The sequence below is a fragment of the Ramlibacter sp. MMS24-I3-19 genome (assembly GCF_050320135.1).
In the GTDB taxonomy this organism is placed as follows: Bacteria; Pseudomonadota; Gammaproteobacteria; order Burkholderiales; family Burkholderiaceae_C; genus Ramlibacter.
In genome coordinates this window covers 3501210-3528102 of sequence record NZ_CP190017.1, presented here as the reverse complement: position 1 = coordinate 3528102, position 26893 = coordinate 3501210, and the positions used below count along the sequence as shown (strand labels likewise).

The window sequence follows — 26893 nt, the reverse complement described above, 5'->3', positions numbered from 1 at the left end:
GTCCGCTGCGCGGACGCCCGTCCTTCAAAGACGAATCTATTGGTTGCCGAGCCTGCCCATTACCGTGGGCAGGGGAGGGCACCGAAAAGAGGAATCGACATCATGAAACACATCATCGCGGTGCTGCTGGAGAACGAACCCGGCGCACTCTCCCGCGTCGTGGGGCTGTTCTCGGCCCGCGGCTACAACATCGAATCGCTCACCGTGGCGCCGACGGAGGATCCGTCGCTGTCGCGCATGACGATCCAGACCACCGGCTCGGATGACGTGATCGAGCAGATCACCAAGCACCTGAACCGCCTGATCGAGGTCGTGAAGGTGGTCGACCTCACCGAAGGTGCCTACACGGAGCGCGAGCTCATGATGGTGAAGGTGCGCGCGGTGGGCAAGGAGCGCGAGGAGATGAAGCGCATGGCGGACATCTTCCGCGGCCGCATCATCGACGTGACCGAGAAGAGCTACACGATCGAGCTCACCGGCGACCAGGGCAAGAACGACGCCTTCCTGGAGGCCATCGACCGCACCGCCATCCTGGAGACCGTGCGCACCGGCGCCAGCGGCATCGGCCGCGGCGAGCGCGTGCTGCGCGTGTAGCGATCCACCGAATCGAGGCTCAGCCCACCGCCCGTTCGGGCTGAGCTTGTCGAAGCCCCGGCCGCGCGCCGGGGTTGCTTGAGCCCTTCGACAGGCTCAGGACGAACGGGAGTCATTCACATCGAGAGAGAACGACCATGAAGGTTTTTTACGACAAGGACTGCGACCTGAGCCTGATCAAGGGCAAGACCGTCGCCATCATCGGCTACGGCTCGCAGGGCCATGCGCACGCGCAGAACCTCAATGACAGCGGCGTGAAGGTCATCGTCGGCCTGCGCAAGGGCGGCGCATCCTGGCCCAAGGTCGAGAAGGCGGGCCTCAAGGTCGCCGAAGTGGCCGAAGCCGTGAAGTCGGCTGACGTCGTGATGATCCTGCTGCCCGACGAGCAGATCGCCGCCGTCTACAAGAACGACGTCGAGCCGAACATCAAGCAGGGCGCCTCGCTGGCGTTCGCGCACGGCTTCAACGTGCACTACGGCCAGGTCGTGCCGCGCGCCGACCTCGACGTCTGGATGGTGGCGCCCAAGGCCCCCGGCCACACCGTGCGCAGCACCTACGCCCAGGGCGGCGGCGTGCCGCACCTGGTGGCGGTGCACCAGGACAAGAGCGGCAAGGCGCGTGACCTGGCGCTGTCGTACGCGATGGCCAACGGCGGCGGCAAGGCCGGCATCATCGAGACCAACTTCCGCGAGGAGACCGAGACCGACCTGTTCGGCGAGCAGGCCGTGCTGTGCGGCGGCACCGTCGAATTGATCAAGGCAGGCTTCGAGGTGCTGGTGGAAGCCGGCTACGCGCCCGAGATGGCCTACTTCGAGTGCCTGCACGAGCTGAAGCTGATCGTCGACCTGATCTACGAAGGCGGCATCGCGAACATGAACTACTCGATCTCCAACAACGCGGAGTACGGCGAGTACGTGACGGGCCCGCGCATCGTCAACGACGAGAGCAAGGCCGTGATGAAGCAGGTGCTCAAGGACATCCAGACCGGCGAGTACGCCAAGAGCTTCATCCTGGAAAACCGCGCCGGCGCCCCGACGCTGCAATCGCGCCGCCGCCTGATGGCCGAACACCAGATCGAGGTGGTCGGCGAGAAGCTGCGCGCGATGATGCCCTGGATCAAGAAGAACAAGCTGGTCGACCAGACCCGGAACTGACCATCCACGCATGTCATCCCGGCGCAGGCCGGGACTCCAGGAAGGCGGCCTTGAGGGCCGCCTTTTTGTTTGCCTGCGCCCGTGGCATGCAGCATTTCACTGCAGAGCCAGCTCTTCCGCGCCTTTACACTCGGGACATGCACGACGGCAGCACGGATTCGGACAGCGTCCCCGACGAGGGCGTGGTGGTGCGCAAGCGCCGCAAGGGCATCTACATCCTGCCCAACCTCTTCACGCTGGCAGCGCTGTTCGGCGGCTTCTTCGCGGTCGTGATGGCGATGAACCAGCGCTTCGACCTGGCGGCCACCGGCGTGTTCGTGGCGATGGTGCTCGACAGCCTCGACGGGCGCGTGGCGCGCATGACCAACACGCAGAGCGCCTTCGGCGAGCAGATGGACTCGCTCTCCGACATGGTGTCGTTCGGCGCCGCGCCGGCCCTGATCGCCTACGAATGGGCGCTCAAGGGCCTGGGTCGCTGGGGCTGGTTCGCCGCCTTCGTGTATTGCGCCTGCGCAGCGCTGCGCCTGGCCCGCTTCAACGTGAACACCGGCGTCGTCGACAAGCGCTACTTCCAGGGCCTGCCGTCGCCCGCGGCGGCGGCGCTGGTCACGGGCTTCATCTGGCTGATGACCGACCATGGCATCAAGGGCTACGAGGTGGCCTGGGTCATGTTCGCGTTCGCGCTGTATGCCGGCCTGACGATGGTCACCAACGTGCCGTTCTACAGCTTCAAGGACGTGAAGATGAAGAAGAGCGTGCCGTTCGTGGTCATCGTGCTGATTGCGCTGTCGATCGCCGTCATCAACATCGATCCGCCGGTCGTCCTCTTCGTCCTGTTCTGCACCTACGGCCTCTCCGGCTACGCGCTGTATGCATGGCGCAAGGCAAGCGGCCAGCGCGCCAGCGTGATCAGCACGTCCACCGACGAACCCGAGGAGAGCGGCCTGCACAAATGATCCGGAACGACCGCGGATCACTTGTGCTACATTGCCCTGCCATGAACCTGATTTCGCTGGCTCTACTGCTATCCACCCACGGGCGGAGACGGTAGCGCGCGCAATCGAAGCGACTTCCTCGACGGCCCGTTTGCACCAGCAGCGGGCCGTTTTTCTTTGGGGCTGCTGGTCCCACCCACCGGAACACCACCCATGTCCATGTTGAAGAACCCCGCCAGCAAGTACCGCGCGTTCGCTCCCGTCGGCCTGAAGGACCGCACCTGGCCCGACGCCGTGCTGACGCGGGCGCCGATCTGGTGCAGCGTCGACCTGCGCGACGGCAACCAGGCGCTGATCGAGCCCATGGACATCGCCCGCAAGCTGCGCATGTTCGAGACGCTGGTGAAGATCGGCTTCAAGGAGATCGAGGTCGGCTTCCCGTCGGCGTCGCAGGTTGAATTCGAGTTCGTGCGGAAGCTGATCGACGAAGACCTCATCCCGGTCGACGTGACCATCCAGGTGCTGACCCAGGCGCGGGAGCCGCTGATCCGGCGCACGTTCGAGGCGCTGCAGGGCGCGCGTCGGGCCATCGTCCACCTGTACAACGCCACCGCGCCGGTGATGCGCAAGGTGGTGCTGGGCCTGGACGAGGATGGCATCGTCGACCTGGCGACCAGCCAGGCGCGGCTGTTCAGGGAACTGGCCGCGCAGCAGCCGCAGACCGAGTGGGTGTTCCAGTACTCGCCCGAGATGTTCTCCGGGACCGAGCTGGCCTTCGCCAAGCGCGTGGTCGATGCCGTGACCGAGGTGTGGCAGCCGACGCCGCAGCGCAAGTGCATCGTCAACCTGCCGTCGACGGTGGAGCATTCCACGCCGAACATCTTCGCCGACATGATCGAGTGGATGCACCGCAACCTCGCGCGGCGCGACGCCATCGTGCTGTCGGTCCATCCGCACAACGACCGCGGCACGGGCACCGCCGCCGGCGAGTTCGCCGTGATGGCCGGCGCCGATCGCCTGGAAGGCTGCCTGTTCGGCAACGGCGAGCGCACCGGCAACCTCGACCTGGTGAACGTCGCCCTGAACCTGTACACGCAGGGTGTCGACCCGGGCCTGGACTTCTCCGACGTCGACGAGATCCGCCGCGACGTCGAACACTGCAACCAGCTGCCGGTGCACCCGCGCCATCCCTACGTCGGCGACCTGGTCTACACCTCGTTCTCCGGCTCGCACCAGGACGCGATCAAGAAGGCGTTCTCGGCCCGCAAGGAAGGCGACGTGTGGGAGATGCCGTACCTGCCGATCGACCCGAAGGATCTCGGCCGCAGCTACGAGGCGGTGATTCGCGTCAACAGCCAGTCCGGCAAGGGCGGCATCTCGTACCTGCTCGAAAGCGAGTTCGGGCTGGAGTTGCCGCGGCGGCTGCAGATCGAGTTCAGCCAGGTCGTGCAGGCGGTGATGGATGCCAGCGGCAAGGAACTCACCGCGCGCGAGCTGCACGCCCTGTTCGAACGCGAATACGGCCTGGGCAGCATCGCCGCGCCGCGCCACCAGCTGGTCGAGCAGGCCGGCGGCGTTCGCATGGAGGCCGAGGTGCAGGTGGCTGGCCGCACCGTGGCCATCCAGGGCCGCGGCAACGGGCCGATCGATGCCTTCGTCGATGGCGTCTCCACGGCGCTGGGCGACACCGTGCGGGTGCTGGACTACCACGAGCACGCCATCGGCGCCGGGGCCAACGCGCAGGCCGTGGCGTACCTGGAACTGCGCGTCGGTGCCAGGACGTTGTTCGGTGTCGGCATGGATGCGAACATCGTGTCGGCTTCGCTGAAGGCCATCCTGTCCGGCCTGCAGCGCGCGCATGCGGTGCCGCAGTCGCAGCCCGCCACCATCCCCGCCAAGTAGGAGCCCGCCAATGGCCGACCGCCTGATCATCTTCGACACCACGTTGCGCGACGGCGAGCAGTCGCCCGGCGCCTCGATGACCAAGGACGAGAAGCTGCGCATCGCACGCCAGCTCGAACGACTGCGGGTCGACGTGATCGAGGCCGGTTTCGCGGCCAGCTCGAACGGAGATTTCGAGGCGGTGCAGACCATCGCCGCGGCGATCAAGGACTCCACGGTGTGCTCGCTCTCGCGCGCCAACGACCGCGACATCTCGCGCGCGGCCGAGGCGCTCAAGGCCGCGCAGCGCTCGCGCATCCACACCTTCATCGCCACGTCGCCGCTGCACATGGAGAAGAAGCTGCGGATGTCGCCCGAGCAGGTGCTCGAGCAGGCGAAGCTGTCGGTGCGGTTCGCGCGCAACCTCTGCGGCGACATCGAGTTCTCGCCGGAGGACGGCTACCGTAGCGACATCGACTTCCTCTGCCGGGTGCTTGAGGCGGTCATCGCGGAGGGCGCCACCACCATCAACGTGCCGGACACGGTCGGCTACGCGGTGCCGGAGCTGTACGGCACGTTCCTGCGCACCCTTCGCGAGCGGATCCCGAACTCCGACAAGGCCATCTGGTCCGTCCATTGCCACAACGATCTCGGCATGGCGGTGGCCAACTCGCTGGCCGGCGTGAAGATCGGCGGCGCGCGGCAGGTCGAGTGCACGATCAACGGTTTGGGCGAGCGGACCGGCAACTGCTCGCTGGAAGAGATCGTGATGGCGGTGAAGACCCGCAAGGACTACTTCGGTCTGGAACTGGGCATCGACACGAAGCACATCGTGGCCGCCAGCCGGATGGTCAGCCAGACGACCGGCTTCGTCGTGCAGCCCAACAAGGCCGTGGTCGGCGCCAACGCCTTCGCCCACGCCAGCGGCATCCACCAGGACGGCGTGCTGAAGGCGCGCGACACCTACGAGATCATGCGGGCCGAGGACGTGGGCTGGGCCGCCAACAAGATCGTGCTGGGCAAGCTGTCGGGCCGCAATGCGTTCAAGCAGCGCCTGCTGGAGCTGGGCGTGCAGCTGGACAGCGAATCGGAGGCCAACGCCGCGTTCGCCAAGTTCAAGGAGCTGGCCGATCGCAAGAGCGAGATCTTCGACGAGGACATCCTGGCCCTGGTCAGCGACGAGGCCGTCACGCACGAGCAGGAAACCTATCGACTCGTCTCGCTGGCCCAGCGCAGCGAGACGGGCGAGCGCCCGCATGCGACGGTCGTGTTCACGGCCGATGGCAAGGAGGTGCGGGGCGAGTCGGATGGCAACGGTCCCGTCGACGCGTCCCTCAAGGCCATCGAGAGCCTGGTGCGCAGCGGCGCGGAAATGGTGTTGTATTCCGTCAACGCGATCAGCGGCTCGACCGAGAGCCAGGGCGAGGTCACCGTTCGCCTGCAGAACTCCGGGAGAGTGGTCAACGGCGTGGGGGCAGACCCGGACATCGTGGTCGCGTCCGCCAAGGCTTATCTGAGCGCGCTCAACAAATTACAAAGTAAAGCTGAGCGGGTGGCTGCACAAGGTTAGGGTTGTGTCCATATAATTCGCTCCAAGGCTTAGGAAACTCATCTAAGTCCTTGATGCTGCGAACTATTTGACGCTCAGCGTTGCTGAGTTTCTGGGCCGGAGGAGGCCTCGATGCGACCGAATGCCTTGACACGAGCCGTGAGTCGACTGCTGCCAGCGCTGGCTGCCGTGTCGATCTTCGCTGCCGCCGTTCCCGCCACGGCCGAGGCGGCCCAGCGCCGCTCGGTGGTCAAGAAGCCGCGCGTCAGCAAGACCTACATCGCTGCCAAGCGCCGCTCCGTCGTCATCGCCGCCAAGCCGTCGTTCGGCCAGCTGGCTGGCCTGCATGCCAAGCGCGACGAACTGGCGCTGCGCTCGTCGGTCGCCCTCGTGATCGACCAGGACACGCAGGAAGTGCTGTTCTCCAAGAACGAGCAGGCCGTGCTGCCCATCGCGTCGCTCACCAAGCTGATGACGGGTCTCATCATCAGCGAGGCCAAGCTGCCGATGGACGAGGTGATCACGATCACCCAGGACGACGTCGACACCGAGAAGAACAGCAGCTCCCGCCTGCGCGTGGGCACGTCGCTGACCCGTGGCGAAGCCCTGCACCTGGCGCTGATGGCCAGCGAGAACCGCGCCGCGCACGCACTCGGCCGCACCTATCCGGGCGGGCTCCAGGCGTTCGTGCCGCTGATGAATGCGAAGGCGCAGGCGATCGGCATGAAGGACACGCAGTACGTGGAACCCACGGGCCTGTCCAGCCGCAACCAGTCCAGCGCCAAGGACCTGGCGACGCTCGTCAACGTGGCTTACCAGGATCCGCAACTGCGCGAGTTCACCACCTCGCCCAGCTACGACGTCGCGGTCGGCAAGCGCACCCTGAGCTTCCACAACACCAACCTGCTGGTGCGGCACTCCGACTGGGACATCGGCCTGCAGAAGACCGGCTACATCACCGAAGCTGGCCAGTGCCTGGTGATGCAGGCGCGCGTCGCCGGCCGCAAGCTGATCATGGTGTTCCTGGATTCGGCGGGCAAGCTGAGCCGCATCGCCGACGCGCAGCGCGTGCGCAAGTGGGTCGAGACCAATGCCCCGGCCTCCACGTCCTCGACGCTGATGCCCCCGCCCACCAGCACGGCTGCCGTCTCGCAGGCCAGCAGCTGATCGAGGCTTCAGGCCAATGAACAGAACGGCCCGCGAGGGCCGTTCTGCATTTCAGCGCTCCAGGAAGTCTCAGGCTGCCGCGCGCACCGTCGGGGGCTTGTGGCCGAGCGATGCCGAGATCTCGTCGGCGGTGGCCTGCAGCTTGGTGAGCCAGCCTTCGTCCAGCCGGTCCGCGGGCGCCGAGATCGACAGGCCCGCCACCAGCTTGGACTGGTCGTCGTAGATGCCGGCGGCCATGCAGCGAACGCCCAGCTCCAGCTCCTCGTTGTCGCGTGCGATGCCGTATTGCCGCGCCTTGGCCAGCTCGCGCTCCAGCGCCTGCAACTGCGTGATGCTGTTGCGGGTGTGGCCGGGCAGGCCGGTGCGCGTGGCGTACGCACGCACCCGCTGCGCGTCGTCGGCCGCGAGGAACAGCTTGCCGGTCGATGTCAGGTGCAGCGGTGCGCGGCCGCCGATGGCGCGCACCACCTGCATGCCCGAGCGCTCGCTGTAGGCTCGCTCGATGTAGACGATCTCGTCGCCCTGGCGCATCGAGAGGTTCACCGGCTGCTGGATCAGCCGGTGCAACTCGCGCATTGGCGGCAGCGCGGCGTCGCGCACGTTCAGCCGCGCCTTCACCAGGTTGCCCAGTTCGAGCAGCCGCATGCCCAGCCGGTAGCTGCCGGCCTCGGGGCGGTCGACGAAGCGACCGACCGCCAGGTCGTTCAGGATGCGGTGCGTGGTCGAGGGATGCAGGCCCGTCTTCTCGCTGATCTCCTTGAGCGAGATCGACTCTTCGCGCGAGGCGAGCACGTCGATCAGCGCGAACATGCGCTCGATGACCTGGATGTTGGGCGTGGCGGCCTGGCCGCTGGCGGGCTTTCTCATGGGATCTTGTTCGGTCCCACGATTTTATCTTGTGAAAAGATCAGCGCGGCTGCGAGGCGTTGCCGTCGGTCCAGCTGCCATCGGCCAGCACCTGGTGCGGCCGGAACCGCGCCTTGTAGTTCATCTTGGAGCTCTGGGCGATCCAGTAGCCCAGGTAAACATGCGGCAGCTTGAGCTTGCGGGCCTGGTCGATCTGCCACAGCACGCTGTAGGTGCCATAGCTGGCCGACGCGTCCGGCTCGTAGAAGGTGTAGACCGCCGACAGCCCGTCGCCCAGCACGTCGAGGATCGACACCATGCGCAGCGCGCCTGCCGATCCGTCGGGCAAGGTCTCGCGGAATTCCACCAGCCGCGAGTTCACCCGGCTCTGCAGCAGGAACTGCGTGTACTGGTCGATGCTGTCGTGGTCCATGCCGCCGCCGGCGTGCCGACCGCTCTGGTAGCGCAGGTACAGCTGGTAGTGCTCCGGCACGAAGCACAGCTTGAGCACGCGCGCCTGCAGGTTCTGGTGACGCGCCCAGGCCCGGCGCTGGCTGCGATCCGGGCGGAACGCCAGGGCCAGCACGCGCAGCGGCACGCAGGCGCGGCAGCCGTCGCAGTACGGCCGGTACGTGAACATGCCGCTGCGGCGGAACCCGCTGGTGACCAGGTCCGAGTAGGCGTCGTTGTGGATCAGGTGGCTCGGCGTGGCCACCTGCGAGCGGGCCTGCTTGCCCGGCAGGTAGCTGCACGGGTAGGGCGCCGTCGCATAGAACTGCAGGGTCTGGAGCGGGAGGTCCTTGAGGAGCGTCACGCGGCGGGCTTCGGCAACAGCTGGAGTTCGCGCCAGTATACGGGCGCGAATTCCCAGCGCGGGGCAGGGCGTGTCGCGCGTTGTGCGACCGCCGCGACAAAGTCGCGGCGCGGCACCTCGCGCGCGCCGAGCGACGCCAGGTGGCGCGTGTTCTGCTGGCAATCGATGCAATCGATGCCCTTCGCGCGGCAGAAGGCCACCAGTGCAGCCAGCGCGATCTTCGAAGCGTCGGGCACGCGCGTGAACATCGACTCGCCGAACACGGCCTGGCCCATGTTGACGCAGTACAGCCCGCCGGCCAGTTCGCCGTCGATCCAGGCCTCCACGCTGTGTGCGTGGCCGGCGGCATGGAAGGCCTCGTAGGCACGCACCATCGCCGGCACGATCCAGGTGCCCGCCTGTCCTTCGCGCGGACTGGTGGCGCAGGCGCGGATCACGCGGCTGAAGGCGCTGTCGATCCGGATCTCGCAGCGTGGGTCGGCGATGAAGTGCTTCAGCGTCTTGCGCAGCGAGCGGTGCAGGCGGAATTCGGCGGTGAACAGCACCATCCGCGGATCCGTGCTCCACCACAGGATCGGCTGCCCTTCGCTGAACCACGGGAAGATGCCGCCGCTGTAGGCCCGCTCGAGGGTGGCGACGTCGAGCTCGCCGCCCGCCGCCAGCAGCCCCGGCGCGGGCTGATCCTCGCCCCATGCCTCGGAGGCGTCCGGGAATGGGTCTCCGGGGTCGAGCCAGGGAAGTTTCATCGGGACAGAGTGTCGCCCGATTCGCGAAGGCCGTTCAGGCAACGTTCATGCGGCCCCTTGCACCATGCAGGCTCCATCGGCATCCGGCACCTGTCGATGGGGCGCTGCCACCCCGTGGCGCCAGAGTACGATGCCCGCTGCTGACACGACACGGAGAACCCCGCCCGCCATGACCACCTTCGCCCGCCTGCTGTGCGCCCTGCTGATCGCCGCTGCGGTCCCGGCCTGGGCCGACGTGGGCCGCGATCAGGCCGCCGCCATCGCGCGGCAGCAGGCCGACGGCCGCGTGCTGTCGGTCGACCGGGTGCAGTCGGGCCAGCGTGCGGTGTGGCGCGTCAAGCTGCTCACCGGCCGCGGCGAAGTGCGCGTGATCTACGTCGACGCCGCCACGGGCCGCCCTGGTTGACGACCGCATGCGCCTGCTGCTGATCGAGGACGATGCCGCGCTCCGCCTGGGGCTGGCCCGCCAGCTCGAGGCCGACGGCTACCGCGTGGACCAGGCCGCCGACGGCGAGGACGGGTTGTTCCAGGCCCGCGAGTACCCGGTGGACCTGGCGATCGTCGACCTGGGCCTGCCGAAGCTGAATGGCCTGACCGTCGTGCAACGGCTGCGGGCCGAAGGCCGCACGATGCCCATCCTCGTGCTCACCGCGCGTTCGAGCTGGCAGGACAAGGTCACGGGCCTCGAGGCAGGGGCCGACGATTACCTGGTCAAGCCGTTCGAGTACGGCGAGCTGGCGGCACGCGTCAAGGCGCTGCTGCGCCGCTCGCTCAAGGCAGCCTCCGACGTGCTGACGCTCGGTCCCATCGCGATCGACTTCGCCGCCCAGTCGGTGCGCCTGGCCGGCGCGCCGCTCGAGCTCACCGCGTTCGAGTACCGCGTGCTGGAGTACCTGGTGCGCAAGCGGCCGGGCGTGGCCAGCAAGCAGGAGCTGTCCGACTACCTGTACCCGCACGACGAGGATCGCGACAGCAACGTGCTGGAGGTGCTGGTCGGGCGCCTGCGGCGCAAGCTCGATCCGGACGGCAAGCTGTCTCCGATCGAAACCCTGCGCGGGCGCGGCTACCGCTTCACGCTGGGATGAGGCCCGGCCGCTCGCTCCGCTTCCGCCTCTTTCTCGGCGCGGCGCTGATGCTGGTGGCCTTCCTCGCCGGCGTCGGGCTGGCGGTGCAACGTGCGCACGCGGACAGCAGCCGCTCGGACCGCTACGCACGCCTGCAAAGCACGGTGTACCTGCTGCTGGCGGCCGCCGAACTCGACCCGCAGGGTACGCTCGTGATGCCGGCGGCGTTCCCCGAGCCGCGACTCTCGCTGCCGGGCTCGGGCCTCTACGCCCGCATCACCAACGTCACGCATGCGCAGGCGTGGACCTCGGCGTCCGTGGTCGGCGTGCAGCCCCCGTTCCAGTTCGGCGTCGACGTGGGGCAGTGGCGCTTCGACACCGTGCCGGGGAACGGGCGCAAGTACCTGGCCGTCACGACCACCGTGAAGTGGGAGGAGGGCTCGCGCGCGGCGCCGCTGGTGCTCTCGGTGCTGGAGGACACGGCCGCGTTCGACCGCGAAGTACGCGTGTTCGAGCGCACGCTCTGGACCTGGCTGGTCGGCGCGGGACTGGTGCTGCTCCTGTCGCAGACGCTGCTGCTGGAATGGGGCCTGGCGCCGCTGCGCCGCGTGGCACGCGAGATCCGGCGCATCGAGGATGGCGAGCAGGCCGAGGTGCAGGGCCGCTATCCCGCCGAGATCAGCGCGCTGACCGGCAACCTGAACACGCTGATCCGGCAGGAGCGCGATCGCCAGACCCGGTACCGCGAGGCCCTGAGCTTCCTGGCGCACAGCCTGAAGACGCCGCTCGCCGTGCTGCGAACCGCGCTGCGCGAGCCGGCCACGCTGCCCGACGCCGTCGCGCAGCAGGTGCAGCGGATGGACGACATCGTGCAGCACCAGCTCGGGCGCGGTGCAGCCAGCGGCGCGGCACGGTTCGCACCGTACCTCGTGCTCGCGCCGGTGCCGCAGCGCGTGCGCGATTCGCTCGAGAAGGTGTACGCCGACAGGCAGCTGGCGATCACCGTCGACTGCCCGCCCGAGCTGCGCTGGCGCCTCGACGAGGGCGATGCCTTCGAGCTGCTGGGCAACCTGATGGACAACGCCGCCAAGTGGGCGAAGCGGCAGGTGGCGGTCCGCCTGTGGCGCGAGGGCGGCAACCTGCGCATCCGCGTCGACGACGACGGTCCCGGCTTCAGCGACACGACATCCATCCTGCAGATCCACGTGCGCGGCGACGAGAAGGTGCCCGGCCACGGCGTCGGGCTGGCCGTGGTCAACGACCTGGTCGCCAGCCACCACGGCGAGCTGCGCCTGGAGAGGTCCGACCTGGGCGGCGCCCGGGTCGACATCGTCCTGCCCGCGGCCTGATCGAACAATCCCGATTCGGTTCAGCTTCGGTTCATGGGGGCACCCGCAAGATGCCTTCACTGCAACCCAAGGAGCCATCATGCAGCTGTCGATTTCCACCAAGGTCCTCGCGATCGCCGCGATCGGCGCCGCCGCGCTGGGTGCTGCAGGCGCCGCCCAGGTCCGCAGCGACGTCTCGTTCTCCATCGGCGTCAATGCGCCCGTGCCGGTCTACGCGCAGCCCGCGCCCGTGTACGTCGAGCCGCAGCCGGTCTATGCGCAACCCGCCCCGGTCTATGTGCAGCCTGCGCCGGTGGTCGTGCGTCCCGCGCCTGTCTACATGGCGCCGCGCGTGGTCTATGGCCCGCAGCCCGTGTACGTCGGTCCAAGGTATTACGGCTGGGGCCACGAGCGCTGGGAGCGCGAGGAGTGGCGCCGCCGCGAGTGGCGCGAACACGGTCGCCATTGAGGCCTGTCGCGGGTTTTCCCGGGCGTCTCGAAGCTCCGGCGGGACGGCGATGCAGATACATTGCGCCCTTGCGAAGGGCGCCGGCTCCGGCCGATGCATCGCAGTCCGACAAGCACTCAAGGAGATTCGATGATGTCCAGGTCCTTGCGCTACGTGGCCGGCGTGCTCGGCGCGGCGCTGTTCGCGGCGCCCGCGCTGGCCGCTGACCCGATCCTGATCGGGGTGAGCCTCACGCAATCGCCACCGGGTTCGGTGGTGCAGGGCACGCAGGTCAAGGACGGGATGGAAATCCTGAAGGACATGGTCAACGCCAAGGGTGGCGTCCTCGGCCGCCAGATCAAGCTGCTGTACGAGGACAACCAGGGCATCCCGGAGAAGGGCCGCGCCGCGACCGAGAAGCTGATCACCAGCGACAAGGTCGTGGCCCTCGCGGGTGGGCACCAGAGCTCGGTCTGCCTGGCCGAGATCGAAGTGGCGCACCGCTACAAGGTGCCGTACGTCAACACCAACTGCTGGTCCGACGACGTGCGCAAGCGCGGCTACCCGGAGGTGTTCAACACCTCGCCGTACAACACGCTGGTGTCCTCCACGATGGCGCAGACGCTGTCGGCCATGAAGGTCAAGCGCGTCGTCGCCTTCGCCGAGAACACCGACTACGGCATCGGCCAGGCCAAGCTCACGGGCGAACTGCTCAAGCAGGTGGCCCCGAACGTCGAGTACAAGTACGAGACGCTCGATCGCGCCAGCAAGGACTTCACGGCCGCGGTGCTGCCGCTGCGCGCCAACCCGCCGGACGTCATCGTGCTGTCGATGCTGCCGCCCGCGGCGTACCTGGTGATGAACCAGGTGTACGAGCAGGGCGTCGCGCCCAGCAGCAAGACGCTGATGTACGACGGCGGCGGCCTGGCCGACTACCCGGACTTCTGGCAGAACGTGAAGGAGGACCGGGAAGGACCTGCTGTCGTTCGCGCTGTACCACCCGCAGATGCAGCAGACCAAGCTGGCGACCGAGATCGCGGCCGAGTACAAGAAGCGCACCGGCAGCGACATCAACCGCCTGGTGCTGCAGGCCGCCGATTCGCTGCAGCTGGTGCTGCAGGGCATCGAGACCGCCAAGAGCACGGACCACGACAAGCTGATCCACGCGATGCAGACGATGAAGTTCGACAGCATCCGCGGCATCACCAACTTCTCCACCAAGCCGGGCTACAGCTTCCAGCAGTGGCTGGACATCCCGTTCGTGAACTACGAGCTCACCGCCGAAAAGCAGCCGATCGCGCAGACCGTGCTGATCCAGGCGCCCGGACAGAAATTCGACCCGTCGAAGATCGTCCGCCCCACCAAGTAAGCGCGCGGCTTTGCCGCCGTCCCGCCCGGCAACGTCGCAGTCGCTGCCGGGCGTTTTCGTGAGCCGCGTTCCCGCATGCTGTTAGCGCTCGATCTCCTGGCCAATGGCCTCATCTACGGTTGCTTCTACGCCCTGATGGCGGTGGGGCTCGCCATGATCTTCGGCGTGCTGAAGATCGTGAACTTCGCGCATGGCGAGTTCTTCATGGTGGGGGCGTACACGTACGTCCTCGTCTCGCTGAAGCTTGGCGCCTCGCCCTGGATCGCATTGCCGGGAGCCGCCATCGCCGGCGCGGCGCTCGGCTGGCTCGTCGAACGCCTGCTGATGCGGCCCATGTACCAGGGCTACGCCAGCTGGGGGTTCATGAAGGACGAGTACGCGGTGGTGGTGACCTTCGGGCTGTCGCTGCTGCTGGTGAACCTGGTGGACAAGAGCGTCGGCCCGTATTCGTTCCGCGGCCCGGCGCTGGTGGACGTCACGCGCTTCGCGCTCGGGCCGATCATGCTCACCGGGCAGAAGGCCATCGCCGCGGTGGTCGCCGTGCTGCTGATGGTGGGCCTGGCGGTCTTCATCAAGAAGTCCGTGTGGGGCCTGCAGATCCAGGCTGTGGCGCAGAACCGGCTGGGCGCTTCGCTCGCGGGCATCGATGCCACGCGCACCACGAGCCTGATCTTCGCGGTGTCGGGCATGCTCGCGGCGCTCTCGGGCGCGTTGCTGGCGCCGATGGTCAATCCTTCGCCGGACGTCGGCGCCTTTCCCGCCATCAAGTCGTACGTGATCGTGGTGCTCGGCGGCATGGGCTCGATCTGGGGCGCGATGGTGGCGGCGCTGATCCTCGGCGTGACGGAAGCCTTCTTCTCGGTCTACGGCTCGTACGACTACCGCGACGCCTTCGGCCTCATCCTGCTGGTCCTCGTGCTGCTCGTGCGGCCCCAGGGCCTGTTCGGCGAGAAAGGGCGGCAGCTGTGAAGGGCGCGGCCAACCTCTGGCAGCAGCGGCTGCGCTTCGACATGCAGGCGGCCCTGGTGGTCTGCGGCGTGATCGCCCTGCTGCCGCTCGTGGTCACCGGTCCCTACACGCTGGGCATCATCCTGGTCAGCGTCTACTTTGCCGTGCAGGCGCTCGCCTGGAACCTGCTGGCCGGCTACACCGGCCAGTTCTCGCTGGCACCGGCCGCGTTCGCGATGCTCGGCGGCTACACGACGGCGCTCCTCGACTACTACCTGCACGTGCCCCTGGCCCTGGGCATCCCGGCGGCGGTCGTCGTGACTGCGATCCTGGGCCTGGTGCTCGGCAAGCTCGTGCTCAACCTGAGTGGCCCCTACCTGTCGCTGACCACGCTGGCGTTCGCCGAAATCGCGCGGGTGGTCGTGGGCAACTCGTACGACTTCACGCGGGGCGACCAGGGCATGCACGTGGCCACGCTGACGGAGAGCCGCCTCGGCTACTACTACATCTTCCTGGCCACGCTGCTCGCCGTGCTGGTCCTGCTCTACCTGCTGCTGCGTGGCCGCCATGGGCGCTTCATGATGGCCGTGCGCGACGATCCCGTGGGCGCCGAGAGCCGGGGCATCGACGTCGTGGGCGTCAAGCGCATCGCGTTCTGCCTGTCGTGCGCGATCTGCGGCCTGGCCGGATCCCTCTACGGCACCTTCAGCCAGCTGGTGAGTCCCGAGCTGGGGCTGCTGCAGCAGACCGGCCTGGTGCTCTCGATGGTCGTCATCGGCGGCATGAGCTCGCTCACGGGCGCGATCGTCGGTGCGGTGCTGGTCTACCTCGGCTCCGAGTGGCTGCGCGGCTTCGGCAACATCCAGGTGATCGTGTTCGCGCTGCTGGTGATCCTGTTCGCGCGCTACGTGCCGGGCGGCTTGTGGGGCGCGCTCGCCGCACGGCTGCGCAGGAGCCGGCCATGACGCTGCTGTCCATCGAGCACCTGTCGGTGCGGTTCGGCGGCCTGGCCGCCGTCGACGATGTCGGCTTCGAGGTGCGCCAAGGCGAAATCCTCGGCCTGATCGGCCCCAACGGGTCGGGCAAGACCACGGCGCTGAACCTGCTGTCGGGATTCATCGCGCCGCATGCGGGCACCGTGCGGCTGTCCGGCCAGGACATCACCGGCATGCCACCGGCGCAGCTGGTGCGCCGCGGCGTGCTGCGCATGTTCCAGATGACGCGCGTCTTCGGCCGCATGTCCGCGTTCGACAACCTGCTGACCGCCGGCATGGCGCGCGGACTCGCTGAAGCAGAGGCCGGGCGCCGCGCCACGGCGCTGGTGGAGGAGCTCACGCTCGGGCCCGTGCAGTACCTCGATGCCAGCCAGCTCTCGGGCGGCCAGCGCAAGCTGCTGGAGTTCGGCATGTGCTTCATCGAGCCGCCCGCGCTGGCGATGCTCGACGAACCCTTCGCCGCCGTGCACCCCGTCATGCGCGAGGTGATGGTGCGTTTCATCCGCAGCCGCCATGCCGCGGGCGCCACCTTCCTGCTCGTGAGCCACGACATGCCCATCGTCGTCGACCTGTGCCAGCGCGCCGTCTGCATGAACGCCGGCAAGGTGATCGCGGCGGGGGACATCCACACGGTGCTGAAGGACCACCAGGTGATCGAGGCCTACCTCGGCGAATCGCACGCCGGCGACGAGCCCGCCTCGCTGGAGGTGCCGTCATGAGCGAGCCGCAACCGCTGCTCGAGCTGCGCGACGTCACGGCCGGCTATGCGCAGGACATCGACGTGCTGCGCGACATCCGCCTGCGCGTGGACACCGGCCAGATCACCGGCCTGATCGGCCTGAACGGCGCCGGCAAGTCCACGCTGGTGAAGACGATCTGCGGCTTCCTGCCGCCCAAGACGGGCCAGGTGCTGTTCGATGGCCAGGACATCGGCGGCATCGCGCCGCACAAGCTGATCGACCTGGGCATCTGCTGCATCCCGCAGGAGTCCAGCCTGTTCCCGCACCTGTCGGTGCAGGAGAACCTGATGCTCCCGCTGCTGGGCCGGCCGCGGCGCTTCGGCAAGGACGCGCGCGACCGCCTGCAGGAGGCGTTCGAGGTCTTCCCCGCGCTGCGCGAGAAGCGCTCGCAGGCGGCCGGCAGCCTGTCCGGTGGCCAGCAGAAGCAGCTGGAGTTCGCCAAGGCGTGGCTGCAGCAGCCGCGGCTGTGCCTGGTGGACGAGCCCAGCATCGGCCTGTCGCCGCGCATCTCCGAGGAAGTGTTCGTCTGGATCGAGCGCTTCGCGGCGATGAAGATGGGCATCCTGCTGATCGACCACAACGTGCGGCGCGTCGTGCGCATGTCCGACCGCGTCTGCGTGCTCAGCCTGGGCAAGATCACGGCCGAGGGCGCGTCCTCCGAGTTCCAGGGCGACCTGCACCAGCAGGTGCAGCAGTGGCTGGGGCTGCACTTCTGACCCGATGGTGATGGGCGGCATCGCCCGGCTGCCACATCTGTCGTTCCCGCCTTCGCGGGGATGACAGGATCGCGCTTCAGGCCGGCGAGCGCGGCACCACGTTCTGCAGCGGCTGGCCCGCGGTCCAGCGCGCCAGGTTGTCGAGAAACATGCCCGCCACGCGCGCCTCGTTGCCGTCGGAAAAGCCCGCGCTGTGCGGCGTGACGATCACGTTCGGCAGGTCCCACAGCGCCGAGTCGGCGGCGAGCGGCTCGGTGGCGAAGACGTCGAGACAGGCACCGCCCAGGCGATGCTGCTGCAGGGCGGCGATCAACGCTTGCTCGTCGACGACCTCGCCCCGTGCGACGTTCACCAGGCCGGCATGCGCGGGCAGCAGCGACAGCAGCCTGGCGTCCACCAGGCCACGCGTCTCTTGCGTGAGGGGACACGCCAGCACCAGCCAGTCCGCATCCGGCAGCACCTCGGGCAGCTGCGCGGTGGCGATGGTGCGCAGGCCCGAGGGTCCCGAGGTTCCAGCCTGGCGCCGGACCACGACGACGTTCAGCCCGAGCGCGCCCAGCAGCCGTCCGATCTCCTGGCCCACGGGTCCCCAGCCGACGATGACCGCTGTCTGGCCTTGCAGGTCGCGCGGCAAGCCCGTGGCGATGAGGGGCGCCCAGCGACGCTCGCGCTGCGCCACCATGAGCCGCGGCCATTGGCGCGCCAGCGCCAGCAGGCCGAGCAGCGCGGTCTGCGCCACCACCGGCGCATTGGCGCCCGATGACGTGGTGACCTGCACGCCGCGCTGGCGCAGCTCCACGTACACGGGCCGGTCAGCGCCTGCCGAGTGGATGTGCACCCACCGCAGGCGAGGTGCCGCGCGCAGCAGGTCGTAGACCTGCTGCGTGGCGGGCAGCACCTGGTGCTTGGTCGAGAGCCCGGTGATGTCGCGCGAGACGAAGGCGACGTCGGCGTCGATGGCCCGCGGATCGTCGGGCGTGAGCAGCGCATGCGGGCGCGTGTCGAGCACGCGAGCGATGTCGGCAGCCAGCTTGTCGCGCGCCTGGCGCGACACCAGCACCCGCAGCGGCTCCTGCGTCGTCACTCGGCGACCGCGCCGGACTCACGCACGACGACGCGCCACTTCTCGTATTCCTTCTGGATGAACTTCGCGAACTGCTCGGGCGATCCGCCCACCGGGTCCGCGCCTTCGCGCACGAGCTGCGTCTCGAGGCTGGGGAGCGCGTCGTTGACCGCCTTGTTGATGGTGGCGATGACCGCCTCCGGCGTGCCCTTGGGGGCGAAGAAGCCGAACCACGAGCCGGCCTCGAAGTTGGGGAAGCCGCTCTCGATCACGGTGGGGACGTCGGGCAGCGAGCGCGAGCGCTTCGCACTCGTGACAGCCAGCGCGCGCAGTCCACCCGCCTTGATGTGCTGGATGACCGACGGGATGGTCGCGAACATGAACTCGATGCGGCCGGCCAGCAGGTCTTTCAGCGCCTCGGCGCCCTTGTACGGGATGTGCGTGTACTCGGCGCCCGTGCGCTTGCCCAGCATGTAGCCTGAGAGGTGCGACGACGTGCCGATGCCGGTGGAGCCGTAATTCAGCTTGCCGGGATTGGCTTTCGCGAAGGCGACGAACTCCTTCAAGGTCTTCGCGGGCACGGCGGGGTTGACCACCAGCACGTTGGGCACGTCGGCGATCTGCACGATCGGCACCAGGTCCGTGAGCGGATTGACCGCCAGCTTCTTGTACAGCGTGGGGTTGACCGCGATCGGGCCCACCGAGTTCACGATCAGCGTGTAGCCGTCGGGCGCCGACCGCGCCGCCACTTCCGTGCCCAGGTTGCCGCCGGCCCCGGGCTTGTTGTCGACGATGAAGGGCTGCTTCAGCTGCTCCGACAGCTTCTGGCTCACCGCGCGCGTGAGGATGTCGGTGGTGCCGCCAGCGGTGAAGGCGACGATCACCTTCACCGCCTTGTTCGGATAGTCGCTCGCCTGGGCCAGCGCGAGCGGCGACGCCGCCGCGCCTGCGGCCAGCAGGAGGGTGCGGCGGGTGAGGCCTTGCATGCTTGTCATCGTTTGTCTCCGTGTCGTTGTTCTGCGGGATGCGAAGCGCCAGGTGCGATCAGGTGCGGAACGTCGGGTCCAACCGTTCCAGCTTGCGCAGCAGCGCCGGCCACTCCATCAGGCCGTAGGGCCTCCGCGTGCCGGGCTGGTAGTTGTTCCAGGTTTCCTCCAGCACGTTCTGCGGCACTGGCCGCAGCTTCGTGTTGCAGGACATCGCGCCGATCTGCGAGCGGCAGGCCAGCTCGAGGCGGTGGGTCCAGTTGAAGCACTCGCCCGGCGTGCGGCCGACCACCAGCGCGCCGTGGTTGCGCAGGATCACCGCTTCGCCCTGGCCCAGGTCGCGCACCAGCGAGGCCTTCTCGCTGTCGTTCAGCACCACGCCTTCGTATTCGTGGTAGCCGATCTTGAGGAACCGCATCGCGGTCTGCGTGATGGGGAGCAGGCCGCAGTCGAGCGCCGACACGGCCATCGACGCCCAGCTGTGCGTGTGGATCACGCAGCCGACCTCGGGCCGCGCCTCGTGCACCGCGCTGTGGATCACGTACCCGGCCTTGTTGATGCCGTAGTTCAGGGCGCCGAAGTCCGGCTTGGCCAGGATGTTGCCGGCGAGGTCGACCTTGATCAGCGACGAGGCCGTGATCTCCTCGTACATCATCCCGTACGGGTTGATCAGGAAGCTCTCCTCGCCGGGCACGCGCACGGAGATGTGGTTGGCCATCATGTCCGACATGCCGTACAGGTCCACCAGGCGGTAGACCGCGGCGCAATCCACGCGCGCCTGCCACTCCTCGGGGGAGCAGCGGTCCTGCATGGAAGTGATTTGCAGCACCCCGGGTCGTGTCATCGTTTCATCTCCCTCGCTGACCCCGGCTCATTCGGCCTTCGCGCCGGACTCCTTCACGATCCGCCCCCAGCGGGCCGTCTCGCTGCGGATGAAGCTGGCCAGCTGCGGCTGCGCCATGTCGCCCGCGCCCACGCCCAGCTTCTCGAAGCTGGCCTGCACGTCGGGCTGCTTCAGCGCCTTCTGCAGTTCCGCGTGAACGCGCTGGACGATGGGCGCGGGCGTGCCGTGCGGCGCCATCAGCGCAAACCAGGTGGTCATCTCGTAGCCGTTGACGCCGGCGTCCGACAGCGTCGGCACGCCGGGATAGGCCGGGGATGGCTTCGCACTGGTGACGGCGAGCGCACGCACCTTGCCGGCGCGCACGTACTGCGATGCCGAGGGACTGGTCTCGAGCGCCATCTGGATCTGGCCGGCAATGAGGTCGGTCATCATGGGCGCGCCGCCCTTGTAAGGCACGTGCGTCATCTGGGTGCCGGTCATGGAGCGGAACAGCTCGCCCGCCAGGTGCTCGGTGCTTCCGGGGCCGGCCGAGCCGTAGTTCACCTGGCCAGGATGCGCCTTGATGTACGCGACCAGTTCCGCCACGTTCTTTGCCGGCACGGAGGGATGCACGATCAGCACGTTGGGCGTGGTCGCGACCAGGCCCACAGGGTCGAGGTCCTTCTCGAAATCGTAGGGCAGGCTCTTGTAGAGGCCGGGGGCGATCGCGTGGGCGATGGTGGCCAGGAAGAAGGTGTACCCGTCGGCCGGCGCGCGCGCGGCCACGCCGGCGCCCAGGGTGCCCCCCGCGCCTGCGCGGTTGTCGACCACCACCGGCTGCTTCAGCGCCTCGGACAGCCTCTGGCCGACGATGCGGCCCAGGATGTCCGTGGTGCCGCCGGCGGCGAAGGGGACGATCAGGGTGATCGGCTTGGCCGGCCAGGCGTCGGCCGCTTGCGCACCGACGCCGGCCAGGAGCCCGGCCGCTGCCAGCGTGGCCACGAGGACGCGGCGGGTTCGGGAAAAGATGGTCATGGTCTTGTCTCCTGCTTGGTGGACCGGGTCGGAAGGCTGCGGCTCAGTCGGCGCCCAGCTGCAGGCGGCTGGGAAGGCGCCGCTCGATGGCGTGCCTGAACAGGGCCGCGCTGCGGAACACGCCGTGCGCGAACTTGCCGTAGGGTAGCGTGAGGAACAGGGCCAGGACGACACCCAGGTGCACGGCCAGCAGGCTGCCCATGGCTGCGCTGTCGCGCGCGGCGAGCAGCGCGAGGCCGGTGGCGCTCACCAGCAGCAGCAACGCGATGAACGCGCGGTCCATGGGCCGCTGGGCGGTGTTGCCCTGCAGCGGGTGGCGACGCACGCCCAGCCACAGCAGGCCCGCCGGGCCGGCCAGAAGGCCCAGGCCGCCGAGGGTGCCCAGCACCACGGGCAGGCTGCCGAGCGGATAGGGCGCCTCCCAGTGCAGCACGTAGTGGTAGACCGTGGCCACGCAGGTCGCCGCGAAGCACAGCAGGAAGCCGTAGAAGGTGAGGTGGTGGAAGCGCCGCCGGGCCAGCGTGTAGCGGTCGCTCTCGTTGGTGCAGCCGTCGCCGTGGCCGCCATCGAGATACTTCAGCGTCGCGGCGCTGCGCGTGGCCTCCGCTGCTGCTGGCGCACGGGCTCGCGCCAGCAGCGGCTCCTGTCCGCGCGGCAGCTCTGCGGCCGGCGTGATGTCGCGCCAGAAGCGCCGCACGCCCATGCCCAGGGCGAAGACCGCGAACGCGAAGGCGAGCCCGAACACTGCGGCGAGGAAATTGTGCGGGAGCACCGCATAGAGGTTGCCGGCCAGCGGCTGCCCGAACGCTGGCCCCGCCATGCGCGCGGCCAGCACCAGGAACAGGGCGAGGGCCGCGGCGAGCGCGAGCGCCACCACCGTGCCGTTGCGGCGGTACAGCGCGCCGAAAGCCGTAGGCCAGGCGTAGTACTCGTAGCTCTCGCCGCGCACCCTGGCCATGGCCTGCGGGAAGGCCACCGCGAATTCGTGCGGCGGCGCGTACTGGCAGGCGTGCAGGCAAGCCCCGCAGTTGTGGCACAGGTTGGCCAGGTAGTGCAGGTCGGCCCGGCCGAACTCCAGCCGCCGGGTCATCGCCGGGAACACGGCACAGAAGCCCTCGCAGTAGCGGCAGGCGTTGCAGATCTGCAGCTGGCGCGCGGCTTCGACCTCGTTCGCCGTGAGCGGCAACGCTCCGTTCGCCAGCGCGATCGCTTCGCTGGCCAGCGCCTCAAGCGATTGCATGCGGCGCCCCCTTGCCGGCTGCGGCGGCGGCCTGCGTGCCGGCGATGCGGCCGAAAGCCGTGCCGATGCTCATGCCGACGCCCGCGGTGTAGCCCTTGCCCAGCACGTTGCCGGCCATCATCTCGCCGGCGGCGAACAGGTTCTCGCTGGGCGCGCCGCCGAAATGCACGCGTGCCTGCGCGTCCGACTTCAGGCCCAGGTAGGTGAAGGTCACGCCGGGTCGCAGCGCATAGCCGTGGAAAGGTCCCTGCGCGATCGGGCGCGCCCAGTGCGTCTTGGGGGGCGTGAGGCCTTCTGTGCGGCAGTCGTCCAGGACGGTGTGGTCGAAGGTGCCCGGCCGGCAGGCCGCGTTGTAGGCGTTCAAGGTGTCCATGAAGGTGGATTCGGGCAGGCCCAGCGCGCGCGCCAGCTCGGGCAGCGTGGCGGCCGTGACGGCGGGGAACACCGGCGGCATGAAGCGGCCGATGGCCTGGCTGTCGATGATGCAGTACCCGATCTGGCCTGGCTGCATGGCGACGAGGCGGCCCCAGATGGCGTAGCGCTTGGGCCAGAAGTCCTCGCCCTCGTCGTAGAAGCGGCGGCCCTCGCGGTTGACCATCACGCCCAGCGACACCGCGTCGACGCGTGTGACGATGCCGCCGTCGTACAGGGGCGCGCGGGCGTCGATGGCCACGCAGTGCGCCTGCGTCGGGTCGCCGATGATGTCGGCGCCCTGGTCCATCATGTGCCGGATCAGCACGCCCTGGTTGAAGCGCGTGCCGCGGATCAGGAAGTTGTCGGCCGGCCACTCGCCGCGCTCGTTCTGCCCCCAGGCCTCGCGCAGCCACTCGCGGTTGGATTCGAAGCCGCCGGCCGCCAGCACGCAGGCGCGGGCCTCGATGCGCTGGCCCTTGACGAACGCGGCCACGAAGCGGCCGTCGCGCAGTTCGAGGCGGTCGACCGGTGCGTCGTAGCGCACCTCGACACCCAGGCGCTCGGCGCTGCGGAAGTACGCATTGACGAGCGCCTTGCCGCCGCCCATGAAGAACGCGTTGGTGCGCGACAGGTGCAGGGTGCCCGCCAGCGACGGCTGGAACCGCACGCCGTGCTTGCGCATCCAGGGCCGGCAGCTGGAGGACGCGCGGATCACGAGGCGCGCCAGCTGTTCGTCGGTGTTGCCGCCGGTGACCTTGAGCAGGTCCTGCCAGAACTCCTCTTCGGGATAGGCGTCCAGCAAGACGTCCTGCGGTTCGTCGTGCATGCAGCGCAGGTTGCGCGTGTGCTGCGAATTGCCGCCGCGCCACTCGCGCGGGGACGCTTCCAGCAGGAGCACCGAGGCGCCCGCCTCGCGCGCCATCAGCGCGGCGCAGAGTGCGGCATTGCCGCCGCCGATCACGAGAACGTCATGCACCGGTCGACTGTAGCGGCTGGGCGCCGCCACGACCACGCTGGCAACCTCAGGGGGGTATCACGGTTCGTGATGGCTGGCTCGTGCGCCGGCCCAGCGGCGCTCTGCCACCAGCGCGCGGGCGCAGTCGGCCAGCACCACCCGCACCGCGAGCGCGGCCGGCGACAGCTCGTCGTCCGACAGGCTGCACAGCGAGTTGAGGCGGCGCACGCCCCGATCGGCGATCTCGGAGAGCTGGAACGCCTCGGGTGCATGGGCGAAGCGGGCGAGGGCGGCACCAGGCTGGATCGTGTAGCCGAGGCCTGCCCGCACGGCGTCCATCAGCATGGACAGGGAATCGATCTCGATCGGCGACAGCCGCCGCAACCGGTTGCCGGCCAGTGCGGCGTCCAGCGTGCGGCGCAGGCCATGCGAGCCGCTGGGCAGGATCAGGGGCAGGGAGCGCACGTCCGACAGGTTCACCTTCGCCGGCATTGCCTTGGCACCTTCGGCGCGAGCGCCGATCAGGAACAGCTTCTCCTCCAGCAGCGGCGTCACGCTCCAGCGCCGGCCCGGGTCGGTGTCGAACAGCACGGCCAGGTCCAGCTGGCGCGCATTGAGCATGGCGCCCAGGTGGCCCGACAGGCTCTCCACCATGTGCAGCCGCACGTCGGGATAGCGTTCGCGCACCGCCTGCATCAACGGAAGGCCCAGCACCGACGCGGTGGTGGGCGCGAGGCCCACGCTCACGGTGCCGGAGAGCCGCGACTGCTGCGCCGCGCGTGCCGCCTCCTGGGCATGGCGCAGCGCGAGCTGTGCCTGCTGGAAGAAGGCGAGGCCGGCCTCGGTCGGCGTCACGCCCTTGGAACTGCGCTGCAGCAGGCGCGTGGCCAGTTCGCCTTCGAGGCGGCCGATCTGCTGGCTCAGGGCCGACTGGACGACGTCGAGGTCGACCGCCGCCCGGCTCATGCTGCCAAGTTCGACCACCCGCACGAAGTAGCGCATCTGCCGCAGTTCCATGCGGCCGAGGGTACACGGTGCGTGCAGCAACTTGCCCGCTGCTGCGGGCACCGCGCGTGGGCGCCTGGCGCCCGCGTCTCAGGTGACCAGGTCCTCGATCACGAAGTGCCGGTAGCGCACCGCGCAGGACATGCCGGCCTCGCGCAGGTCCGCCATCAGCCGGTCGCAGACCTTCGCATTGCGGCAGGGCACGAGCAGGGCGTAATGGCCCTCGCGAGCCAGTTCGCCGAAATGCCGCGCGGTGTTTTCCTCGTAGCCCACGGTGGGCAGCTTCACGTCGTGCAGGTCGAACATGTGCACCAGGTCCAGGATGTCCTTCGGCGTGAGGAAGCAGATGCTCTCGCAGTCGATGCCGTCCTGCGAGAGCAGGGCTTCGGCCTTGCGCGCATGGTCCTCGGTCGGGAACATCATGAAGACGTGTCCCGTGGGATAGAAGTCCCCCATCAGGGACATCATCCTGGGCTCGAGATGGAACGCTTTCATTCGCGACCTCCTGGGCGGCGAGCGTTGCCGCCCCGCGCCCACTCTAGGCCGTCGCAAGCGATCGCGCCACAGGGGGGCGCGGCACAGCCTGAAAGGGCTAACCGGCCGCGATCAGGCGGTCGAGCGTCGTGGTGACGAAGACCGGGTCAAGCGGCGGCACGAGGTACGCATGGGCACCGCAGGACAGGCCCGCTTCCCGGTGCAGCTCGTCCACGTACACGGCGGAGGTCAGCACCACCGGCAGCCGGGCCGTGGTCTCGCGCGCCCTGAGCAGCGAGCAGACCTCGATGCCGTGCACGTCGGGCAGGTTCACGTCCAGCAGCACGGCGGACGCCCTGTCGGCCATCGTCAGCGCCTCGTAGCCGGAGGCGGTCTCGATGGTGCGGAAGCCCGCGGCCTGCAGCAGCCGCACGGCGGCATAGCGCGTGGCGGCGTCGTCTTCGACCACCAGGATGGTGTGCTGCGAGCGTGCCGACCGCGCAGCAGCATCGGTGCTGGACGCAGCCGCACGTTCCTGTGCCATGTGCTGCAGGATGCTTGCCGAGCCGCTGCCCGATCTGCCCCGTGGTTGATCCGCCATGCCCGTCCTGCTCGTGTCCGATCACTTTGATTTTACCGGCTGCGCCGGCATGCGTCCCTTCCCTTCGTGGGATATGTCCTACAGACGCATGCTGAGCGCACCGGGACAATCGCGGGTTTTGCTTTCGACAAGGCTGGAGGAGAGAACCCATGGCAACGAACCAGAACTCGAGCGCGATGCTCATGCTGCTGGAGCCCACGGTCGCACGCGACTGGGTGAAGGAGAGCGGCGGCACCGCGAGCGATGGCGCCCGGCGTGCCATGGAGACGGAGGCCGGGGAACTGCTGCAGGCGCTGCGGCACGGCCTGGAGCAGGGCGGCGATGTCGACGCGCTGGACGCGCCCGCATGGGCCTCGCTGCGCGACGCGCTCGAGGGGCTCTCGCGCTCCCGCGTGGCGCAGGGCCAGACCGCGGCGGACACCAGCGCGTTCGTGCTGGGCCTCAAGCGTCCGCTGTTCAACGGGCTTCAGCAGAAGTTGGCGTCCGATCCCCAGGCGACGATGAGCGCCATGTGGGCCATCACGCTGCTGGTCGACCGCATGGCGCAGTGGACCGTGTCGTCCTACCAGCGCACGCGCGAGGAAGTCATCAACCGGCAGCAGCAGGAGCTGCTGGAGCTCTCGACGCCGGTGATCAAGCTCTGGGAAGGCGTGCTCGCCGTGCCCATGATCGGCACCCTCGATTCGGCGCGCACGCAGCTGGTCATGGAGACGCTGCTGCAGCGCATCGTCGAGGCTGGCGCGCAGCTGGCCATCATCGACATCACCGGCGTGCCGACCGTCGACACGCTGGTGGCGCAGCACCTGCTCAAGACCGTCAGCGCCATTCGCCTCATGGGCGCCGAATGCATCATCAGCGGCATCCGGCCGCAGATCGCGCAGACCATCGTGCACCTGGGCATCGACCTGCAGGGCATCGCCTCCAAGGCCAACCTGGCCGACGCGCTGGCGATGGCGCTGCAGCAGACCGGCTTCCGCATCGAGCGCGCGGCAGCCTGAGGATC

28 protein-coding genes are annotated in these 26893 nt (G+C 68.6%); 16 read left to right on the top strand and 12 right to left on the bottom strand.

Going from position 1 to position 26893, the window contains the following annotated elements; genetic code table 11:
• Positions 1-102: 102 nt before the first annotated feature.
• The 6 genes from ilvN (at position 103) to ACPWT1_RS17510 (ending at position 7280) form a co-directional block, all read left to right on the top strand.
• Positions 103-594 carry an acetolactate synthase small subunit gene (ilvN, locus tag ACPWT1_RS17535; protein ID WP_324999626.1) on the top strand — a complete coding sequence of 164 codons (492 nt, stop codon included), beginning with the start codon at positions 103-105 and terminating at the stop codon, positions 592-594.
• Between the two features lie 137 nt (positions 595-731).
• Positions 732-1748: a ketol-acid reductoisomerase gene (gene ilvC / locus ACPWT1_RS17530; RefSeq protein WP_427912426.1), complete on the top strand. Its 1017-nt coding sequence runs from the start codon at positions 732-734 to the stop codon at positions 1746-1748.
• Between the two features lie 137 nt (positions 1749-1885).
• Positions 1886-2704: a CDP-diacylglycerol--serine O-phosphatidyltransferase gene (gene pssA / locus ACPWT1_RS17525; protein WP_427912425.1), complete on the top strand. Its 819-nt coding sequence runs from the start codon at positions 1886-1888 to the stop codon at positions 2702-2704.
• A 198-nt stretch (positions 2705-2902) separates the two neighbouring features.
• On the top strand, positions 2903-4585 hold the full coding sequence (leuA, locus tag ACPWT1_RS17520) for a 2-isopropylmalate synthase (protein ID WP_427915581.1): 1683 nt from the start codon (positions 2903-2905) through the stop codon (positions 4583-4585).
• A 10-nt stretch (positions 4586-4595) separates the two neighbouring features.
• Positions 4596-6134, top strand: coding sequence for a 2-isopropylmalate synthase (locus tag ACPWT1_RS17515; RefSeq protein WP_427912424.1), 1539 nt, complete (start codon positions 4596-4598; stop codon positions 6132-6134).
• Positions 6135-6245: 111 nt separating this feature from the next.
• Positions 6246-7280 carry a serine hydrolase gene (locus ACPWT1_RS17510; RefSeq protein WP_427912423.1) on the top strand — a complete coding sequence of 345 codons (1035 nt, stop codon included), beginning with the start codon at positions 6246-6248 and terminating at the stop codon, positions 7278-7280.
• Positions 7281-7349: 69 nt separating this feature from the next.
• On the opposite strand, the gene ACPWT1_RS17505 is transcribed toward ACPWT1_RS17510, so the two are convergent.
• From ACPWT1_RS17505 to aat, 3 genes are read right to left on the bottom strand one after another with little or no spacing between them, the layout of a single operon-like run.
• The gene (locus tag ACPWT1_RS17505; RefSeq protein ID WP_427912422.1) at positions 7350-8147 is read right to left on the bottom strand and encodes an IclR family transcriptional regulator; all 798 of its coding nucleotides are present in this window, start codon (positions 8145-8147) and stop codon (positions 7350-7352) included.
• Between the two features lie 40 nt (positions 8148-8187).
• The gene (locus ACPWT1_RS17500; protein ID WP_427912421.1) at positions 8188-8940 is read right to left on the bottom strand and encodes an arginyltransferase; all 753 of its coding nucleotides are present in this window, start codon (positions 8938-8940) and stop codon (positions 8188-8190) included.
• The gene (gene aat, locus ACPWT1_RS17495) at positions 8937-9686 is read right to left on the bottom strand and encodes a leucyl/phenylalanyl-tRNA--protein transferase (protein ID WP_427912420.1); all 750 of its coding nucleotides are present in this window, start codon (positions 9684-9686) and stop codon (positions 8937-8939) included. Before aat ends, ACPWT1_RS17500 begins: the two co-directional genes overlap by 4 nt.
• 169 nt (positions 9687-9855) lie before the next feature.
• Between aat and ACPWT1_RS17490 the strand changes: the two genes are divergently transcribed.
• The 9 genes from ACPWT1_RS17490 to ACPWT1_RS17450 all read left to right on the top strand — a co-directional run bounded on the left by ACPWT1_RS17490 (position 9856) and on the right by ACPWT1_RS17450 (position 17294).
• On the top strand, positions 9856-10092 hold the full coding sequence (locus ACPWT1_RS17490; RefSeq protein ID WP_427912419.1) for a PepSY domain-containing protein: 237 nt from the start codon (positions 9856-9858) through the stop codon (positions 10090-10092).
• A 7-nt stretch (positions 10093-10099) separates the two neighbouring features.
• Positions 10100-10771 (top strand): response regulator transcription factor, encoded by a 672-nt coding sequence (locus tag ACPWT1_RS17485; protein ID WP_427912418.1) that lies wholly within the window; start codon positions 10100-10102, stop codon positions 10769-10771.
• Positions 10768-12099 carry an ATP-binding protein gene (locus ACPWT1_RS17480; RefSeq protein ID WP_427912417.1) on the top strand — a complete coding sequence of 444 codons (1332 nt, stop codon included), beginning with the start codon at positions 10768-10770 and terminating at the stop codon, positions 12097-12099. Before ACPWT1_RS17485 ends, ACPWT1_RS17480 begins: the two co-directional genes overlap by 4 nt.
• 79 nt (positions 12100-12178) lie before the next feature.
• The gene (locus ACPWT1_RS17475; RefSeq protein WP_427912416.1) at positions 12179-12547 is read left to right on the top strand and encodes a hypothetical protein; all 369 of its coding nucleotides are present in this window, start codon (positions 12179-12181) and stop codon (positions 12545-12547) included.
• A 132-nt stretch (positions 12548-12679) separates the two neighbouring features.
• Positions 12680-13957, top strand: coding sequence for an ABC transporter substrate-binding protein (locus ACPWT1_RS17470; protein ID WP_427912415.1), 1278 nt, complete (start codon positions 12680-12682; stop codon positions 13955-13957).
• Between the two features lie 13 nt (positions 13958-13970).
• The gene (locus ACPWT1_RS17465) at positions 13971-14864 is read left to right on the top strand and encodes a branched-chain amino acid ABC transporter permease (RefSeq protein WP_427912414.1); all 894 of its coding nucleotides are present in this window, start codon (positions 13971-13973) and stop codon (positions 14862-14864) included.
• Positions 14861-15808 (top strand): branched-chain amino acid ABC transporter permease, encoded by a 948-nt coding sequence (locus tag ACPWT1_RS17460; RefSeq protein WP_427912413.1) that lies wholly within the window; start codon positions 14861-14863, stop codon positions 15806-15808. The genes ACPWT1_RS17465 and ACPWT1_RS17460 overlap by 4 nt, the downstream gene beginning before the upstream one ends.
• A complete protein-coding gene (locus ACPWT1_RS17455) occupies positions 15805-16557 on the top strand; it encodes an ABC transporter ATP-binding protein (protein WP_427912412.1) in 753 nt (250 codons plus the stop codon). The genes ACPWT1_RS17460 and ACPWT1_RS17455 overlap by 4 nt, the downstream gene beginning before the upstream one ends.
• Positions 16554-17294, top strand: a complete 741-nt coding sequence (locus ACPWT1_RS17450) for an ABC transporter ATP-binding protein (protein ID WP_427912411.1) — start codon at positions 16554-16556, stop codon at positions 17292-17294. Before ACPWT1_RS17455 ends, ACPWT1_RS17450 begins: the two co-directional genes overlap by 4 nt.
• A 76-nt stretch (positions 17295-17370) precedes the next feature.
• On the opposite strand, the gene ACPWT1_RS17445 is transcribed toward ACPWT1_RS17450, so the two are convergent.
• The 9 genes from ACPWT1_RS17445 to ACPWT1_RS17405 all read right to left on the bottom strand — a co-directional run bounded on the left by ACPWT1_RS17445 (position 17371) and on the right by ACPWT1_RS17405 (position 25833).
• Positions 17371-18378 carry a D-2-hydroxyacid dehydrogenase gene (locus tag ACPWT1_RS17445; RefSeq protein ID WP_427912410.1) on the bottom strand — a complete coding sequence of 336 codons (1008 nt, stop codon included), beginning with the start codon at positions 18376-18378 and terminating at the stop codon, positions 17371-17373.
• Positions 18375-19352 (bottom strand): Bug family tripartite tricarboxylate transporter substrate binding protein, encoded by a 978-nt coding sequence (locus tag ACPWT1_RS17440; protein WP_427912409.1) that lies wholly within the window; start codon positions 19350-19352, stop codon positions 18375-18377. The genes ACPWT1_RS17445 and ACPWT1_RS17440 overlap by 4 nt, the downstream gene beginning before the upstream one ends.
• 49 nt (positions 19353-19401) lie before the next feature.
• Positions 19402-20187: a class II aldolase/adducin family protein gene (locus ACPWT1_RS17435; RefSeq protein ID WP_427912408.1), complete on the bottom strand. Its 786-nt coding sequence runs from the start codon at positions 20185-20187 to the stop codon at positions 19402-19404.
• A 27-nt stretch (positions 20188-20214) separates the two neighbouring features.
• Positions 20215-21201, bottom strand: a complete 987-nt coding sequence (locus ACPWT1_RS17430) for a Bug family tripartite tricarboxylate transporter substrate binding protein (RefSeq protein WP_427912407.1) — start codon at positions 21199-21201, stop codon at positions 20215-20217.
• Between the two features lie 43 nt (positions 21202-21244).
• Entirely contained in the window at positions 21245-22441 is a 1197-nt protein-coding gene (gene tcuB / locus ACPWT1_RS17425; RefSeq protein WP_427912406.1) for a tricarballylate utilization 4Fe-4S protein TcuB, read from the bottom strand.
• Entirely contained in the window at positions 22428-23831 is a 1404-nt protein-coding gene (gene tcuA, locus ACPWT1_RS17420; protein WP_427912405.1) for an FAD-dependent tricarballylate dehydrogenase TcuA, read from the bottom strand. The genes tcuB and tcuA overlap by 14 nt, the downstream gene beginning before the upstream one ends.
• 57 nt (positions 23832-23888) lie before the next feature.
• The gene (locus tag ACPWT1_RS17415; RefSeq protein ID WP_427912404.1) at positions 23889-24827 is read right to left on the bottom strand and encodes a LysR family transcriptional regulator; all 939 of its coding nucleotides are present in this window, start codon (positions 24825-24827) and stop codon (positions 23889-23891) included.
• Positions 24828-24905: 78 nt separating this feature from the next.
• Complete coding sequence (locus ACPWT1_RS17410; protein WP_427912403.1) at positions 24906-25310, bottom strand: hypothetical protein; 405 nt, start codon at positions 25308-25310, stop codon at positions 24906-24908.
• Between the two features lie 97 nt (positions 25311-25407).
• Positions 25408-25833 carry a response regulator gene (locus tag ACPWT1_RS17405; RefSeq protein ID WP_427912402.1) on the bottom strand — a complete coding sequence of 142 codons (426 nt, stop codon included), beginning with the start codon at positions 25831-25833 and terminating at the stop codon, positions 25408-25410.
• A gap of 206 nt (positions 25834-26039) precedes the next feature.
• Here ACPWT1_RS17405 and ACPWT1_RS17400 point away from each other — a divergent pair, with 206 nt between their 5' ends.
• Entirely contained in the window at positions 26040-26888 is an 849-nt protein-coding gene (locus ACPWT1_RS17400) for an STAS domain-containing protein (protein ID WP_427912401.1), read from the top strand.
• The last annotated feature ends 5 nt before the right edge of the window (positions 26889-26893 follow it).

Bases quoted from the DNA above. Each gene is read 5' to 3' on its own strand.
- ACPWT1_RS17515 (WP_427912424.1), top strand. From the start codon at position 4,596: ATGGCCGACCGCCTGATCATCTTCGACACCACGTTGCGCGACGGCGAG.
- ACPWT1_RS17485 (WP_427912418.1), top strand. From the start codon at position 10,100: ATGCGCCTGCTGCTGATCGAGGACGATGCCGCGCTCCGCCTGGGGCTG.
- ACPWT1_RS17435 (WP_427912408.1), bottom strand. From the start codon at position 20,187: ATGACACGACCCGGGGTGCTGCAAATCACTTCCATGCAGGACCGCTGC.
- ACPWT1_RS17430 (WP_427912407.1), bottom strand. From the start codon at position 21,201: ATGACCATCTTTTCCCGAACCCGCCGCGTCCTCGTGGCCACGCTGGCA.
- ACPWT1_RS17440 (WP_427912409.1), bottom strand. From the start codon at position 19,352: ATGACAAGCATGCAAGGCCTCACCCGCCGCACCCTCCTGCTGGCCGCA.
- ACPWT1_RS17405 (WP_427912402.1), bottom strand. From the start codon at position 25,833: ATGGCACAGGAACGTGCGGCTGCGTCCAGCACCGATGCTGCTGCGCGG.
- aat (WP_427912420.1), bottom strand. From the start codon at position 9,686: ATGAAACTTCCCTGGCTCGACCCCGGAGACCCATTCCCGGACGCCTCC.
- ilvN (WP_324999626.1), top strand. From the start codon at position 103: ATGAAACACATCATCGCGGTGCTGCTGGAGAACGAACCCGGCGCACTC.
- ACPWT1_RS17415 (WP_427912404.1), bottom strand. From the start codon at position 24,827: ATGGAACTGCGGCAGATGCGCTACTTCGTGCGGGTGGTCGAACTTGGC.
- pssA (WP_427912425.1), top strand. From the start codon at position 1,886: ATGCACGACGGCAGCACGGATTCGGACAGCGTCCCCGACGAGGGCGTG.
- ACPWT1_RS17490 (WP_427912419.1), top strand. From the start codon at position 9,856: ATGACCACCTTCGCCCGCCTGCTGTGCGCCCTGCTGATCGCCGCTGCG.
- tcuB (WP_427912406.1), bottom strand. From the start codon at position 22,441: ATGCAATCGCTTGAGGCGCTGGCCAGCGAAGCGATCGCGCTGGCGAAC.
- ACPWT1_RS17400 (WP_427912401.1), top strand. From the start codon at position 26,040: ATGGCAACGAACCAGAACTCGAGCGCGATGCTCATGCTGCTGGAGCCC.
- ACPWT1_RS17480 (WP_427912417.1), top strand. From the start codon at position 10,768: ATGAGGCCCGGCCGCTCGCTCCGCTTCCGCCTCTTTCTCGGCGCGGCG.
- ilvC (WP_427912426.1), top strand. From the start codon at position 732: ATGAAGGTTTTTTACGACAAGGACTGCGACCTGAGCCTGATCAAGGGC.
- ACPWT1_RS17510 (WP_427912423.1), top strand. From the start codon at position 6,246: ATGCGACCGAATGCCTTGACACGAGCCGTGAGTCGACTGCTGCCAGCG.
- ACPWT1_RS17455 (WP_427912412.1), top strand. From the start codon at position 15,805: ATGACGCTGCTGTCCATCGAGCACCTGTCGGTGCGGTTCGGCGGCCTG.
- ACPWT1_RS17475 (WP_427912416.1), top strand. From the start codon at position 12,179: ATGCAGCTGTCGATTTCCACCAAGGTCCTCGCGATCGCCGCGATCGGC.
- ACPWT1_RS17465 (WP_427912414.1), top strand. From the start codon at position 13,971: ATGCTGTTAGCGCTCGATCTCCTGGCCAATGGCCTCATCTACGGTTGC.
- ACPWT1_RS17410 (WP_427912403.1), bottom strand. From the start codon at position 25,310: ATGAAAGCGTTCCATCTCGAGCCCAGGATGATGTCCCTGATGGGGGAC.
- ACPWT1_RS17470 (WP_427912415.1), top strand. From the start codon at position 12,680: ATGTCCAGGTCCTTGCGCTACGTGGCCGGCGTGCTCGGCGCGGCGCTG.
- ACPWT1_RS17505 (WP_427912422.1), bottom strand. From the start codon at position 8,147: ATGAGAAAGCCCGCCAGCGGCCAGGCCGCCACGCCCAACATCCAGGTC.
- ACPWT1_RS17450 (WP_427912411.1), top strand. From the start codon at position 16,554: ATGAGCGAGCCGCAACCGCTGCTCGAGCTGCGCGACGTCACGGCCGGC.
- leuA (WP_427915581.1), top strand. From the start codon at position 2,903: ATGTTGAAGAACCCCGCCAGCAAGTACCGCGCGTTCGCTCCCGTCGGC.